Consider the following 14750-nt stretch of genomic DNA (forward strand, 5'->3'; position numbering starts at 1 on the left):
CGGGTTCAAATCCCGTACGGGGTACAAAGATATACAAAGACAAGAGCCTTCACTCGTAATCGAGTGGAGGCTTTTGCTTTTGCCAAAACGAGCACGGCAAGTAGTTTGCAGCAATAAAATAATGGCATGAATTCGGCCAAGTCCACCTATGTCCCGGAGTTAACCAGTATCCGTGCAATCGGCGCATTCGGCGTCCTGCTCACGCATGCCGCGTTTTGGACTGGACATTACACGGACGATTGGTGGGGGCGTCTCAACGGTCGATTCGAAATTGGTGTCACCATCTTCTTTGTGCTCAGCGCGTTTCTGCTTACAGGACGTTGGCTCGGTTCGCCTGACGACGTCCCCGCGAAACCACCTAGCCGGAGGAAATACTTCATCAGTCGTGCAAAGAGAGTCCTGCCGGCCTATTGGATTGTGGTCACTGCGGCATTCCTCATCCACGCCGCAGACGACCCGCCACCGGCGGGTGGCGGTCTGCAGGGCTGGCTGCGGTCGATGTCTTTTACTCAGACTCTCCAATTCGGCTGGATTCACCCGGGCTTGCCGCAGATGTGGTCGATGGTGGTGGAGGTTGGCTTCTACCTGGTGCTGCCACTGGTGGGACTTGGCATCTGGACGATTACAAAGGGGCGCCTGCGCCCCGGTCCGACGCTGGCCATCATTATTGGTTTTGGTCTTATCGGTCCGATCTGGACTGTGCTGTCGCATCAGGAAGAGCTACTGCCAGTAGTGTCACGGCTGTGGCCGATGGCGTATTTCGACTGGTTCGCCATCGGCATGCTGCTGGCCTATGGGCGAAAGGTTGGCTGGCGCGTTAATTTGGCTGCAAGTTGGCTGATAGCGCTAGCGCTGTTTTTCCTATCCACGACCACGCATGTGGGGCCAGCAACCTTGGTGCCGGATGATGTCGATCAGGCGTTGTGGAAGACCACATTGTACGGCCTATCTGCTGGTGCATTCGTGGCCCCGATTGCGCTGGGTACGGAGGTAAGGTGGCTTCGTCATCCAGCTATGATTTGGCTGGGCGAAGTTTCCTACGAGTTCTTCCTCGTCCACGTGTTGGTCATGGACTGGGTGATGAAGACGATGGGTTATCAGACCTTCCAGGGCTCGATGCTGGCAGTGGCAATCGTTACCACTGTCATCACTTTGCCACTGTCGTGGCTGCTGCGCCGCATCACTGATGTGCTTACGCGGCGACCGGGGCCTGCGAGCCCGTGGGCTACCTACCGATCGTCGTCGTCAAGCGGTCCGAGCTCAGCAACGAGCACTTCCTGCGCGACCTTCATCGCGGACAGTGCGGCCGGTGCGCCGCAGTAGCCGGAAGCGTGGACGATGGCTTCGGTGATCTCGGTGCGGGTCAGGCCGTTGGCGAGGGCACCCTTGATGTGGCCGCGCAATTCTTCGGTGGCGCGCAGAGCGACGAGCATTCCAATGTTGAGCAGGGAGCGATCACGCTTGGCCAGTCCTTCACGGCTCCAGACGGAGCCCCAGACGGTGGCGGTGATGTGCTTCTGCAGGGTCTCTCCGTCGGAGCCGGCGTTGCGAGAGAGGGCGGCATCGACGAATTCGTCGCCCATCACCTCGCGGCGAATTTGGATGCCGGCATCATAGCGGTCAGAGGAAAAGAGTTCATCATTGGGATTGCTCATGCTTGCTAAGTATAGGACTTGCAATGCGGATAAATTCCGAAATGTCCCCACTAGCTTCACTGCCGCGACGCATAACTACGCTGAGATTGCGAGTAAAACGGGTGCGGGTGGGGACGATGACGATGCGCCCGAGCGTTACCTGATCGCGAATTGCGCCGCGGGCGATGATTGTTGGCGCTGCCAGCGCAATCATGCCAGCACGCTGTGCCGAAAGGGAACCAAATTCTCCCGCGGGTTCGGCGAGATTCCCCAGTGTATCTTCCACGACCTTTCTACTGCCGGAACCGGGTTCGCGAATAACCAGCGGGGTAGTGCGCAGTTCCTCGATGAATATCTCGGCCCGCTCAGTCCACGGATGCCCCGTCGGCACAGCGAGGACCAGCTCATCGGTGCCGATGATCCGCTCTTCGAGGTCGTGTCGACCAGCCTCGCCCTCTACCAGGCCGAAGTCCACCGCACTGTTGGCCACTAGTTGCCGCACCTCACGGGAGTTTGCCTGCACCATTGACAGTTTGACTGCGGGATGTTGCCGGTGGAACTCGGCGGCCCAGCCGGGGTAGTAGAGCTCAGCGACAGTATTGGACACCGCAAGGGTGAGGTGGCGGGGAACATCGTCGGAACGCAAGCTGGCGGCAATGCCCGAAAACCTGTGGCAGGCGGCGAGGAGGTCTGGGAGTGCGTCGATAAGCACTTGCCCGTTTTCCGTGGGAGATACGCCGTAGGGGGAGCGTTCGAAGACGGTGATTCCCAGCGCTTTTTCCGCCCGCGCGATGCGTGCGGACATGGTCTGCTGATTGATGCCTAGCTCACGCGCGGCCTTGGAGATCGAGCCTGCACGGGCGGCGGTGAGAAGTGCTTCGAGTTCGGCCACAGCGGAGGGGTACATGCATTTATGGTACCCCTCACAGAGTTTGGTGATAGCTGTAGCTGTGGCAAGAACAAATACGGTATGAGCATGACCAACTCTTCTCGCCGTGATGTGCTGGCACCCGCCGGACCTGCGTGGGCAGGATCTCTAATGGGTACGTCCATCTTCGCCACGCTTGCGCACATTCATGACGTTCCGATGGTTCCGGAGCTGCTTCTCATCGTGGCAGTAGGCATTCTCGGTTTCATAGTGGTCGGCTGGTTGCGTCTTCGAAACCCGCCTTTCCACTCGAAGCTGATGGCGCCGTGGGGCATGCTCTCGATGGGCATCATGGCTCTCGGTAGTGCTGCGACTGCGCTAGCTAGTAACTCATCGTGGCAGCTGGCGTCCTGGTGGATCGGTGCGCCGCTGGCAATCTACGTCAGCCTTCGCCAACTGCGAGGATTCGAAGGCGAACCAACTTTTCAGTGGGGCCTCGCGCTAGTCGCCCCGATGGTGGCGGCGACAAGTGGCGCGCAGCTGAGCGTTGACTACGGCACGTTCTATCACGTCTGCGCACAAATACTCTTTTGGATGGCGCTGATTACGGTTCTGCCGGTTTTCGGACGCTGCTACGTCGCGCTGTTCTCTGGCACCATGCGCATCCCCGATTCCATCGCCGGTACTGCCTGGATTCCGCTCGGGCTGGTCGGTCAGTCCACGGCCGCTGTGCAGCTGCTTTTCAACCGAACCTTCGCTGTCGCTTACGGCACCGCTGTGCTCATCGTCGGTATCTTCCTTGCCGCCATTGCTTTACGACGATTCACCCGCGCCGTAATCAGTTGGGCCGGATACAGCCCTGGTTGGTGGGGTGCAACCTTCCCCGTGGGCACTCTGAGTCTTGGTACGCACAGCCTGGGTGACACTACCGGCGTGCAGTGGCTATACGCGGCCAGCGCTGGGCTGCTGTGTTTGCTGGCTGTGCACTGGTGCGCGTGCGTGGCTCGATTTGTTTGGTGGGCGCGGAGCTAGCTAGTCAAGCTCGACCCGCACCCGCCCGTTGCGGTTCTGGTCTTCTCGTGGCGCAATACCCAGCGCGGCGGCGGGGAACAGAGCCGTGACGGCAAACAGCGCGGGGAAGCCCGCAGCGGCCACAATCGCACCCGAAACCGGAGGCGTTGCAGCGTAGATAATGTTCTGGAACGTGTTCTGCGTACCCATAGCGCGTCCGGACCAGAAGGGGCCTGCGTATTCAGCAACTGCGGTGAAGGCGAGTCCATTCGGGCTGACCACAGCAACGGCCAGTGCGCAGACCAGCAAAGTTCCAAGCGTGCGCCAATCAGCCCAGCTGGCAATCATCATTGCGACAGCCAAAACAAAGGTCGCATCCGAGACCCAGCGGTAGGGGCGGATGCGAGATCGCACTCGGTCAGAGACCACACCCATCAGTGCTCGCGATCCGGCACCGAGCAGCTGCGAGACCATCACAATTGTGCCCGCCGTGCCATCGGAGTACCCCACAGACAGCAACCACACCAGAATGTAGGCACCCATCATCGACTGCGGCCAGGACAGCAGCGCCGAGGCGATGTGGATGCGCACGAGGTACTTGCCGTCCCGGTAGGGGCTGGCCGTGACGGTGGGGTTCGAGGCATCAGGGCGAGGGGGATTCTTCACGCCTATCAGTACAAGCAACGCCAGCACGGCGCACAGGATTGCGGGCATCGCGAGTGCGACTCCGATGCTGTAATTCTGCGCGAGAGGGTGCAGGGTTACCGCTGATAGTGCAGCGCCGAGGGGCTGAGCCATTTGGCGAATGCCCATCGCAGTGCCGCGCTGATGCGGTGGGTACCAGCCCGACACCACGCGGCCGGATGCCGAATTCACGCTCGCCGCCGCACACCCGGCGAGAAAGAGCGTGGCCCCGAGCAGAGCCGGGCTTGACGACGAAGCTAGCGCCGCAAGCCCCGTCGTCAAGGCAGTAGAGGTCAGGCCGGCGAACAGAGCTGCGCGTTCGCCATAGCGGTCGACAAACCAGCCCCAGGCGATGAGCGTGAAGACAATACCGGCCGCCGGCATTGCTGCGACGAGGCCGGCGGCGGAGAGGCTTAAGCCGTTTTCCTGCAAGGATGGGATGAGAAAAGGCACACCCATGTGAACGACGGACGAACCGACCGCCGCGAACATGGACAGAAGAAGGACAAGGTGACGGTAAGCGGGCATTACAGTCGGGAGCTCATCTCTTCAGCGGCGCCGAGAACCTTTGCGCCCCAGCATTCGTAGGGCGACGGAGTCATGCGCTCCACGGGGCCGGAGACCGATAGGACTGCAATCATGCGATGGTTGCTGTCGAAAACCGAGGCGGAGACGGAGGCAAGTGCGGGATCGCGCTCACCCATGGACTCGGACCAGCCGAGACGTCGGCAGTCGTCGAGGTCCTGTTGGTTGAAGTCGGCGTCGGGAAGCATTCGCTCAGCGAGGTTGGCCGGGCCAAAGGCCAGGAGAACACGTGCGGCGGAGCCGGCGGTTAGCGGCATGCGAGAGCCAACTGGCACGGTGTTGCGCAGTCCGGTGGCGGGCTCCATGGAGGCAATACAGGTGCGGGTGTCGCCGGTGAGCCGGTAGAGCTGCACTGACTCGCCGGTGACCTCTACCAGCTTCGGCAGGATGTGCGCTGCGGCGTCGGCAAGCAGGTCAGTGGTGACAGGCGTGATCTCGGTGAGCCCGGGGCCCGTCGTCCAGCGGCCGTCCGGAGTGCGGGTGACAAGGCGGTGCACTTCCAACGCCGTGGCCAGCCGATGGGCGGTCGCGCGGGGCAGCCCGGTGTCCTCGCAGAGCTCGGCGAGGGTGCGAGGAGTTTCTGCAACGGACTTGAGAATGAGTACCGAACGATCGAGAACTTTAATGCCACTTAGAGCTGGCGTCTCGGATGTGCTAATCTGTCCCATGCCATGATATTAACATCTCATACTTTGAGATAAAAGCGATATATCCGGAAGGCGGCTCACCCACTATGCGCACCACGGACACTAGCCCGAAGACTCTGGCCGAGAAAGTCTGGCGTGACCACGTTGTCAAGCAAGGCGAAAACGGCGAACCAGATCTGATTTATATCGATCTGCACCTCGTCCACGAGGTTACCTCGCCGCAGGCTTTTGATGGCCTCCGTCTGGCAGGGCGCAAGGTGCGCCGCCCGGATCTGACCATCGCAACCGAGGACCACAACGTTCCGACGACTGTAGCCGGTGGCCAGATTGATTTAATTGAGGAACCGACCTCTCGCACCCAGATTGCCACATTGCGCAAGAATGCCGAGGAGTTCGGCATCCGCCTGCATCCGATGGGTGACCGCGAACAGGGCATTGTCCACGTCGTAGGCCCGCAGCTGGGCCTGACTCAGCCGGGCACCACCGTTGTCTGTGGTGATTCGCACACCGCTACCCACGGCGCTTTCGGTGCGATGGCCTTCGGTATCGGTACCTCCGAGGTGGAGCACGTTCTGGCTACCCAGACCCTACCGCTGAAGCCTTTCAAGACCATGGCGGTTAATGTCACCGGCGAGCTGCAGGATGGCGTTACCGCCAAGGATCTGATTCTGGCGATTATCGCCAAGATTGGTACCGGTGGTGGCCAGGGCCACGTTATCGAGTACCGTGGCGAGGCCATCGAGAAGCTGTCGATGGAAGCCCGCATGACCATCTGCAACATGTCCATCGAGGCCGGTGCCCGCGCCGGCATGATCGCCCCGGACGAAACCACCTTCGAGTACCTGAAGGGCCGCCCGCACGCGCCGCAGGGCGAGCAGTGGGACGAGGCTGTCGAGTACTGGAAGTCGCTGGTCACCGAGGACGATGCGGAGTTCGACAAGGTTGTTGAAATTGACGGTTCCGCGCTGACCCCATTCGTTACCTGGGGCACCAACCCGGGCCAGGGCGTACCGCTGGGCGAGACCGTGCCGGACCCGGAGTTCATTGCTGAAGACTCCGACCGGATTGCCGCCGAGCGTGCACTGGAGTACATGGATCTGAAGCCGGGCACCCCAATGCGTGACGTCAACGTTGATGTTGTCTTTGTCGGCTCCTGCACCAACGGACGCATCGAGGACATGCGCGCCGTTGCTGACGTGCTGAAGGATCGCAAGGTTGCCGATGGCGTTCAGATGCTCATCGTGCCGGGCTCCGCAAAGGTCCGCGCGCAGGCTGAAGAAGAGGGACTGGGCAAGATCTTTGAAGAAGCAGGCGCTGAATGGCGTATGCCGGGCTGTTCCATGTGCTTGGGCATGAACCCGGACCAGCTGACTCCAGGCCAGCGTTGCGCTTCGACCTCCAACCGCAACTTCGAGGGCCGCCAGGGCAAGGGTGGTCGCACCCACCTGGTCAGCCCTGCCGTCGCCGCAGCTACCGCCGTCGCCGGTCACTTCGCAGCACCGGCTGATCTCTAACTGACTCTCACTGCCGATCTTTGCACAACAGAACCAAGCAGAACTTCTAAGGACCTTTCACCATGGAAAAGTTTGATACTCACACCGGCGTCGGCGTTCCCCTGCAGCGATCCAATGTCGACACCGACCAGATCATCCCGGCCGTCTACTTAAAGCGCGTCACCCGCACCGGATTTGAGGATGGCCTGTTCAGCAACTGGCGCAACAACGAGTCCGACTTCGTGCTCAACCGCCCCGAGTACGCCAAGGGCTCCATCCTCGTAGCAGGGCCGGACTTCGGTACCGGTTCCTCCCGTGAGCACGCCGTGTGGGCGCTGATGGACTACGGCTTCCGCGTCGTCATCTCATCCCGCTTCGCCGATATCTTCCGCGGTAATGCCGGCAAAGCGGGCCTGCTCGCCGCACAGATGCAGCAGTCTGATGTCGAGCTGCTGTGGAAGTTGCTCGAGGCCAACCCGGGCATGGAGCTCACCGTCAACCTGGAGACCCGCACCGTCGAGGCCGGCGAGCAGGTCTTCCCGTTCGAGGTCGATGACTACACTCGCTGGCGTCTGATGGAAGGGCTTGACGACGTCTCTCTGACCCTGCGCAACGAAGCGGACATTGTGGCCTACGAGAAGAGTCGTCCGGCCCACAAGCCGAAGACGATGTAGGTCAAAAATGCTCTAGTCCAATCCGCGGTAGGCGTTAAACTTGCCGTATGTATCTGGCAATCACTAAACACTCTCGGCTAGGTGAATCTTCGCCTGTTGAATCGGCACGCGATTTGGGATTTATTTTGCGAAAGCATCCCGATCGCGTGCATGAGGCCGAGTTAAAGTTCGGTGTTGCCCGCGTCTTTTTCCCCACTGCAACCGATGCCGAATGCACGGCAGCCCTCTGGGTTGATATTGACCGCGATGAGTTGCTGAAACTCAAGCAGTACCGTGCCGATACGTTCAATCTGACCGGCTACATTAATGATCGGCAGTGGGCTGCGTCATCGCTTTTGACTGTGGCGTTGAAGTCGGTCTTCTCCACGGCGATGGTCATGGAAAAGATTTCGCCTTACGACGAAACCCCAAGCGACCTCACCGCGACAGTCGCGGCGGTACCCGGCACCGAGGAAGAAATCCGTGCTTTGTTTGAGCCATTGGGGTGGAAGGTCACCTGCGATTTCTTCAACAACATTGCCGGGCAGAAGTTCTCACCGACGGTGACCCTCACAGGTCGAGCAACCGTTCGTGATTTGCTCAATCACCTGTATATTCTGCTTCCCGTCCTCGACGGTGGGAAACACTATTGGGTTGATGACCGGGAAATCGACAAGCTGGCCGCGCGCGCCCAGGACTGGCTGCCGGAGCACCCGCAGCGGGAGAAAATCCTAAAGCGCTACCTTGCCGATCAAAAAGGCCTGGTCAACGAAGCCGTCGTGAAGCTTGCCGGGGAAGCTGGTGCAACCGAACTGGCCAGCGGTGACCAGACAGCCAAGCCGCTCAATCGACAGCGTCAAGACCGAGTCCTGCGTGAGGTATTTAGACTGCGCCCGCGCAGCGTGGTGGACATCGGCTGTGGTTCCGGCGTGTTGCTCGGGCCGTTGCTGGAGAATCCGCGAATCGCGCAGATCGTTGGCACTGATGTCTCTGTAGGGGAGCTTCGTAAGGCGCACAAGGCGCTGAACCTAGATCGCATGCCGGAGCGCCAAGTTGCGCGGGTAGAGCTTTTCCAATCCTCGGTCACCTATGCCGACGAGCGCATTGCGAACATGGACGTGGCAATCCTGATGGAGGTCATTGAGCATGTTGATGCCGATCGGCTGCCCGCGCTGGAGAACAACGTTTTCGGGCTTGCCAGGCCGCAGTATGTCATCGTCACGACGCCGAACAGTGACTACAACGCGTGCTATCCAAACCTAGCGCCCGGACAGTTCCGACACCTTGATCACCGCTTCGAGTTCAGCCGCGTGGAATTTCGCCAGTGGGCGAAGGGCGTGGCCGACAAGTTCGGCTATCTCGTCGACTTCGACGGAATTGGGGACGTGCACGAAACCTATGGCCAACCGACCCAAATGGCAGTCTTTTCCTTCGACTTCACCACAGCAGAGGAGAGCTAATTATGAGTACCATCTCGCTTCCTAACCTCAGCTTGGTCATGCTGGTCGGTGTCTCTGGCGCCGGAAAGTCGACTTTTGCGGCACGACACTTCGGCCCATTTGAAGTCGTTTCTTCGGATACCTGTCGCGGCATTGTTTCCAACGACCCGAATAACCAGGCGGCGACGGCGCCTGCTTTTGAGCTGCTGGAGACGATCGTCGGCAAGCGTCTGGAAGCTGGCTTGCTCACTGTGGTCGATGCGACGAATGTGAAGCCGCAGGATCGTGCCCGGCTCGTGAAGCTGGCGCGCAGCCACCATGCGCTGAGTGCTGCCATCGTTTTGAATCTTCCGCTGGCGGAGGTGAAGGAGCGGCACAGGCAGCGCACTGACCGCAATTTCGGAGTAGAGGTATTGGAACGCCAGCACCGTGACCTGCGCCGAGGACTCAAGCACCTGAGGCGCGAGAAGATTCACAACGTTTTCATCTTGAATTCCGCGACGGAAATTGAAGAGGTCACCATTGAACGTGTTCCGCTCAAGGTCGACCGCAGCGACCTCCACGGTCCGTTCGATATCATCGGCGACGTCCACGGCTGCTTCGATGAGTTGACCGAACTGCTTGCAAAACTTGGCTATCAGCTCTCGGCAGATGGAAGCGATGCTCATCACCCCGATGGTCGCACGGCCATTTTTGTTGGTGACCTTGTCGATCGCGGCCCTAATAGTCCAGCCGTCTTGAAACTAGTCATGGGAATGGTCGCTGCCGGCAATGCCCTCTGCGTGCCCGGAAACCATGACTCTAAGTTGGTGCGCGCCCTCGACGGCCACAACGTCACCACGGGCCACGGGCTGGCCGAAACGCTCACTCAGCTCGCCGACGAAAGTGAGGAGTTCCGGAAGGACGTCCGTGAATTCATCGACCACCTGCCCGTGCACTACGTGCTTGATGACGGCGCCCTGGTCGTAGCCCACGCGGGACTGCCTGAGCACCTCCATGGCAGAGCCTCCGGAAAGGTCCGTGAGTTCGCGCTCTACGGTGCGACTACTGGCAAGCTCGATGAAAATGGCCTGCCAGAACGTCTGGATTGGGCAGCGGACTACCGCGGTGCCGCCCGTGTTGTCTATGGCCACATGGAAGCGGACCGTCTGCGCTGGGTCAATAACACCATGTGCATCGACACCGGTTGTGTATTCGGCGGTAAGCTCTCTGCGCTGCGCTATCCCGAGCTAGAGACCGTGCAGGTTGATGCGAAGCAAACCTGGTGGGAGGCCCCATCGCGCAGCACCACCAACCGTCCGGAGTCCGAACTGCGCATCACTGACGTGTTAGACGTCGATGGTATCCAGACTGGCCGGCATGGCCGCATCCGCATTGATAGTGACCGCGCGGCTGCAGCGCTGGAAACTATCAGCCGCTTTACGCTCGCACCGGAGAAAATTCCGTACCTGCCACCGACAATGTCACCGGCGCCGACCTCGCAGCGAGAGGGATTCCTGGAACACCCGGAGGAGGCATTCCGCTACTACGCAGCGTACACTGACCAGGTCATTTGTCAGGAAAAGCACATGGGTTCCCGAGCTGTGCTGTGCTTGATTCGACCCGGAACAAAGACTCGTTTCGGTGCTCACTCATACGCATATACCCGGACGGGCCGCGCTTTCTTCGACGGTAAGAATCCCGCACTCGACGAAATGACCAAGGCGGCAGTTCGCGCCGGGCTTTTTGACCAATTCGGCAATTGGATCCTGCTCGACGGCGAAATGCTGCCCTGGAATCTCAAGGCACAGGGGCTTATCGACGAGATCTATGCATCGACCGCTGCCGCTGGTATCGGTGCAGCGACACACCTCGCGGCAGCGCTGCAGGCGGCAACCGACAGGGGAGTAAAGGTCGGTGGTCCTGCTCCAGAGCAGATTCTGGACGAGCTCGAGAAGTTCCGTGCTGCCTACAACCGGTATGTCGACAGTGACAAGAAGATTCAGTTCGCACCTTTCCAAGTGCTGGCAAGTGAGGATGCCACCTGGCACCACAAGCCCCACTCATGGCACTTGGATATCGCGAACCAGCTGGTAGCAGCTGACAGTGAGATCTACCGGCAGACGCGCTGCTTCGTCCTCGACCCCAGTGACCCGGAACAGGTGGAGGCCGCATCGCAGTGGTGGTTGCAGCTGACAGAGTCGGGCGGGGAAGGGGCCGTCGTCAAGCCAATGGACAACGCGGCGGTGGCGCGCCAAGTGCAACCCGGCATGAAAGTGCGGGGACGGGAGTATCTGCGCATGATTTATGGGCATGATTACCTGCACCCGCAGCGTCAAGAGCGGCTGAAGCGGCGAAATCTGCAGCACAAGCAGTCATCGGCGCTACGCGAATATGCCCTCGGCATCGAGTCGCTGGAGCGACTAGCGGCGGGCGAGCCTCTGCATCGGATCCATGTCCCCGTCTTCGGCGTGTTGGCGCTGGAGTCGGAGCCGATGGATCCGAGGTTGTAGGGGGTTACTTCACCGGCAGCGCCGAGGCGTAGTAATCAGCCGTGGTCATCACACCGTCGTTGAAGCCGAGCACCCAGGCGGAGCCCTTTTTGCACAGGATTTCCTCGTCGAAGGGCAGGGTGCCCTCAGCGGACCAAGCGGCTAACAGGTCAGGGATGGTGATGCCCTGAGAGCAGACCACGCTGACTCCGCCTAGCGCGATAATGTCCTCGAAGGCCTTCTTGGACTCGACCTGGTTGGCAATCCAGTGTTCGTCGCCAAGCCGTTCGTCGACTGTGACCTGCATACCCAGCTCTGCGGCGAGCGGTGCGACGGTGTCCTGGCAACGCACGGGCTCGGCGGAGTAGACGCGCGCGGGGCGGAAGCCTTCCAATGCAGAGACGAGCAGTTCCGCTTGACGACGTCCCTTCTTATCCAGCGGCCGCAGTGCATCATTGCCGTTCCAGTTGGTGCGGCGGTGCGCACGCCCATGGCGAACGAGAATGAGACGGGTGTCCGGTTCCTTGTTCATGCGCTTGCGGGCCTTGACCAGCACGTCGCGGTCGAGATCGTAGGACAGCAGCTCCTCGGCTTCGTCCCAGGAGACCCAGCGAAGCTCATTGACCTCGGAGTTCTGCTCGAAGTCGCCGTCGAGCACCTCAGCGGTCCAGTACCAGACCAACTTCGTGCGTCCAGCGACAGGGTAGGAGACGTTGCCGACGAGCTTGCCCAACCGGACTCGGTAGCCTGTTTCTTCCCAGATCTCGCGGACTGCGGTGGCAATGAGGTTCTCACCGGCGTCGAGCTTTCCCTTCGGCAGCGACCAGTCGTCGTAGGAAGGACGGTGAATCACGCAGATTTCAGGGTTGTGGACATCGCCTCGCCACAGAACCGCGCCGGCCGCAAAGGTCGGCTTGGTGACATCCTGACCTGGCTTCGTCGGAATCTGGCGCAGGCGACCGGTCACGGAGGTATCGCCCTTGAGGTCCTTGTCCTCTTCGTGCATCATCGTGAATTCCCTTTCAATCCTTTGTCGCCGACCTAGTTTAGTATCGCAGTGTGAGAACGTCTCGCTAGACTTGTTGGAGATTAGAGACTAACGGAGGAAGGTCGCGGCGATGGTGCAGGTTTCAGTGATGGGTGCGGGGTCGTGGGGCACGACGCTTGCCAAGGTTTTTGCTGATGCGGGCAATCCTGTACGACTGTGGTCGCGACGCGCGGAGCAGGCACAGCGTATTCAGATCAGCCGAGAAAACCACGACTACCTACCTGGGCTGGGGCTGCCGCGAAACATTGAAGCCACCTCGGATGCAGAGGCCGCGCTGAAGGGCGCGGATGTGGTGGTGCTGGGCGTGCCCTCGCAGACCCTGCGTGACAATCTCAAGGTCTGGAAGGACTTCATCGGGCCGGAGACGATTCTGCTCAGCCTGGCGAAGGGCGTGGAGCGTGAGACACATCTGCGCATGAGTGAGGTCATCGCTGAGGTCACAGACCTGCCAGCAGAGCGTATTGCGGTGCTATCGGGCCCGAACCTCGCCCGCGAAGTTGCGATGGAGCAGCCAGCGGCAACGGTCATTGCTTGCGCCGATGAGAACAACGCCAAGATGATTCAGGCGGCAGTCGCCACTAATTACTTCCGTCCCTACACCAACACCGATGTGATCGGCTGCGAAATCGGCGGTGCCTGCAAGAACGTTATTGCGTTGGCCTGCGGTATGGCCTCTGGTCAGGGCTTGGGCGAGAACACGTTGGCAACCATCATCACCCGTGGGCTGGCGGAAATCACACGTTTGGGCGACGCGGTTGGCGCAGAGGATAAGACCTTCGCGGGTCTGGCGGGCCTCGGCGACTTGGTGGCCACTTGTTCCTCACCACTGTCGCGTAACCGCACCTTCGGTGACCGTCTCGGCCGCGGTGACACGATGGAGCAGGCGCAGCACGCTACGCGTGGTCAGGTGGCTGAGGGCGTGATTTCTTCAATCTCGGTCCGTGACCTCGCTCGCCGCAATGGCGTGGAAATGCCAATTACTGAGGCCGTTTACGCTGTCTGCCACGAAGGCGCGAAGGTCGATGAGACAATTCGTAAGCTGATGGGGCGCAGCCGCAAGTCGGAATAACCAATAGTGCAGGGTCGGGGCTAAACTTAGTCACCATGACTTCGTCGAATAGCTCGTCTGCAGATTGCATTTCCGTCGCCGTTATCTACGGCGGCGCAAGCCCTGAACACAGTGTCTCCTGTGTCTCAGCTGGCGCAATTATGGATCACCTGGATGAGAACCGCTTCCGAGTGGTTCCCATTGGTATTACCAAGGATGGTGTCTGGACCGTCGGCACGCGTGAGACGGACACGCTGCGCACGCAGGGGCGTACGATGCCGGAGGTCATCCCGGGCGAGGAAGTTGCGCTGAGCACCTCGCCGTCACGCCGCGGTGAGTTTCGCTTCGTCACCGGTGATCGCGCCGGCGAGGTTTTCGACACTGTCGACGTCATCTTCCCTGTTCTCCACGGTCCGCACGGCGAGGATGGCACAATCCAGGGGCTCTTTGAGCTTTCCGGCATTGCTTATGTCGGCCCGGGCGTGCTCGCTTCCGCGGCGGGTATGGATAAGGAACGCACGAAGAATCTCCTGCAGGCAGCGGGGCTTCCTATCGGCAAGCAGGTCGTTTTGCACGTTGGCGAGTCGCTTTCCGACGAGGACAAGGAGACCCTTGGCCTGCCGGTGTTCGTCAAACCTGCCCGTGGCGGATCGTCGATTGGTATCTCCCGCGTCGATGAGTGGGCGAATCTGGATGCGGCGGTAGAGCTGGCCCGCGAGCATGACTGGAAGGTCATCGTAGAGGCCGGCGTAGACGGTGCCGAGGTGGAGATTGGCGTGTTGCAGCGCGCTGACGGCAGCCTGCAGGTATCAGTTCCGTCCTTGCTTCGCGGCACGGAGGACTCCGACGAGGGCTTCTACGGTTTTGAAACCAAGTACTTGGATGACATCGTCTCGGCGCAGATTCCGGCTGAGCTGCCAGAGGATGTTTTGAAGGCGCTGGAGAAGGATGCTCGTCGGGCGTTCAGGGCACTGGGCTCTGATGGTCTGACTCGCGTGGACTTCTTTGTCACGGATAATGGCCCGATTATCAATGAAGTCAACACCATGCCGGGCTTCACCCCGATTTCGATGTACCCGCAGATGTTTGCGGCCTCAGGTGTTGCCTACGAGGAGCTGCTCAGCGCCCTGATTGAGCGGGCGCTGGTAGCTCGTCGATAAAAGCTGGTT

The 14750-nt window shown here is 60.3% G+C and carries 13 protein-coding genes; 8 read left to right on the top strand and 5 right to left on the bottom strand.

Annotated features, from left to right (window positions below; translation table 11 throughout):
* The first annotated feature begins 126 nt into the window (after window positions 1-126).
* Window positions 127-1323 carry an acyltransferase family protein gene (locus HMPREF3042_RS06875; RefSeq protein ID WP_246822359.1) on the top strand — a complete coding sequence of 399 codons (1197 nt, stop codon included), beginning with the start codon at window positions 127-129 and terminating at the stop codon, window positions 1321-1323.
* On the opposite strand, the gene HMPREF3042_RS06880 is transcribed toward HMPREF3042_RS06875, so the two are convergent.
* Complete coding sequence (locus HMPREF3042_RS06880; protein WP_070546713.1) at window positions 1230-1655, bottom strand: carboxymuconolactone decarboxylase family protein; 426 nt, start codon at window positions 1653-1655, stop codon at window positions 1230-1232. The genes HMPREF3042_RS06875 and HMPREF3042_RS06880 overlap by 94 nt on opposite strands.
* A complete protein-coding gene (locus HMPREF3042_RS06885; protein WP_070546711.1) occupies window positions 1639-2541 on the bottom strand; it encodes a LysR family transcriptional regulator in 903 nt (300 codons plus the stop codon). Before HMPREF3042_RS06885 ends, HMPREF3042_RS06880 begins: the two co-directional genes overlap by 17 nt.
* Window positions 2542-2610: 69 nt before the next feature.
* Here HMPREF3042_RS06885 and HMPREF3042_RS06890 point away from each other — a divergent pair, with 69 nt between their 5' ends.
* A complete protein-coding gene (locus tag HMPREF3042_RS06890) occupies window positions 2611-3534 on the top strand; it encodes a TDT family transporter (protein ID WP_246822361.1) in 924 nt (307 codons plus the stop codon).
* On the opposite strand, the gene HMPREF3042_RS06895 is transcribed toward HMPREF3042_RS06890, so the two are convergent.
* Both HMPREF3042_RS06895 and HMPREF3042_RS06900 read right to left on the bottom strand, forming a co-directional pair.
* Complete coding sequence (locus HMPREF3042_RS06895) at window positions 3535-4725, bottom strand: MFS transporter (protein WP_070856644.1); 1191 nt, start codon at window positions 4723-4725, stop codon at window positions 3535-3537.
* Window positions 4725-5450 (bottom strand): IclR family transcriptional regulator, encoded by a 726-nt coding sequence (locus HMPREF3042_RS06900; RefSeq protein WP_070856645.1) that lies wholly within the window; start codon window positions 5448-5450, stop codon window positions 4725-4727. The genes HMPREF3042_RS06895 and HMPREF3042_RS06900 overlap by 1 nt, the downstream gene beginning before the upstream one ends.
* 65 nt (window positions 5451-5515) lie before the next feature.
* Here HMPREF3042_RS06900 and leuC point away from each other — a divergent pair, with 65 nt between their 5' ends.
* The 4 genes from leuC to HMPREF3042_RS06920 all read left to right on the top strand — a co-directional run bounded on the left by leuC (window position 5516) and on the right by HMPREF3042_RS06920 (window position 11506).
* A complete protein-coding gene (gene leuC, locus HMPREF3042_RS06905; RefSeq protein ID WP_070856646.1) occupies window positions 5516-6943 on the top strand; it encodes a 3-isopropylmalate dehydratase large subunit in 1428 nt (475 codons plus the stop codon).
* Between the two features lie 62 nt (window positions 6944-7005).
* A complete protein-coding gene (gene leuD / locus HMPREF3042_RS06910; RefSeq protein WP_038628602.1) occupies window positions 7006-7596 on the top strand; it encodes a 3-isopropylmalate dehydratase small subunit in 591 nt (196 codons plus the stop codon).
* A gap of 47 nt (window positions 7597-7643) precedes the next feature.
* Complete coding sequence (locus tag HMPREF3042_RS06915) at window positions 7644-9035, top strand: 3' terminal RNA ribose 2'-O-methyltransferase Hen1 (RefSeq protein ID WP_070856647.1); 1392 nt, start codon at window positions 7644-7646, stop codon at window positions 9033-9035.
* A 2-nt stretch (window positions 9036-9037) separates the two neighbouring features.
* Window positions 9038-11506 (top strand): polynucleotide kinase-phosphatase, encoded by a 2469-nt coding sequence (locus tag HMPREF3042_RS06920; protein ID WP_070856648.1) that lies wholly within the window; start codon window positions 9038-9040, stop codon window positions 11504-11506.
* A 4-nt stretch (window positions 11507-11510) separates the two neighbouring features.
* Here the strand turns inward: HMPREF3042_RS06920 and HMPREF3042_RS06925 are convergent, their stop codons facing one another.
* Window positions 11511-12491 carry an NUDIX hydrolase gene (locus HMPREF3042_RS06925; protein WP_187271247.1) on the bottom strand — a complete coding sequence of 327 codons (981 nt, stop codon included), beginning with the start codon at window positions 12489-12491 and terminating at the stop codon, window positions 11511-11513.
* A 112-nt stretch (window positions 12492-12603) separates the two neighbouring features.
* Between HMPREF3042_RS06925 and HMPREF3042_RS06930 the strand changes: the two genes are divergently transcribed.
* Window positions 12604-13602, top strand: a complete 999-nt coding sequence (locus HMPREF3042_RS06930; RefSeq protein ID WP_038628610.1) for an NAD(P)H-dependent glycerol-3-phosphate dehydrogenase — start codon at window positions 12604-12606, stop codon at window positions 13600-13602.
* Window positions 13603-13637: 35 nt separating this feature from the next.
* Entirely contained in the window at window positions 13638-14741 is a 1104-nt protein-coding gene (locus HMPREF3042_RS06935) for a D-alanine--D-alanine ligase family protein (RefSeq protein ID WP_070856650.1), read from the top strand.
* The last annotated feature ends 9 nt before the right edge of the window (window positions 14742-14750 follow it).

The sequence above is a fragment of the Corynebacterium sp. HMSC074C05 genome (assembly GCF_001838325.1).
Taxonomy (GTDB): Bacteria; Actinomycetota; Actinomycetes; order Mycobacteriales; family Mycobacteriaceae; genus Corynebacterium; species Corynebacterium amycolatum.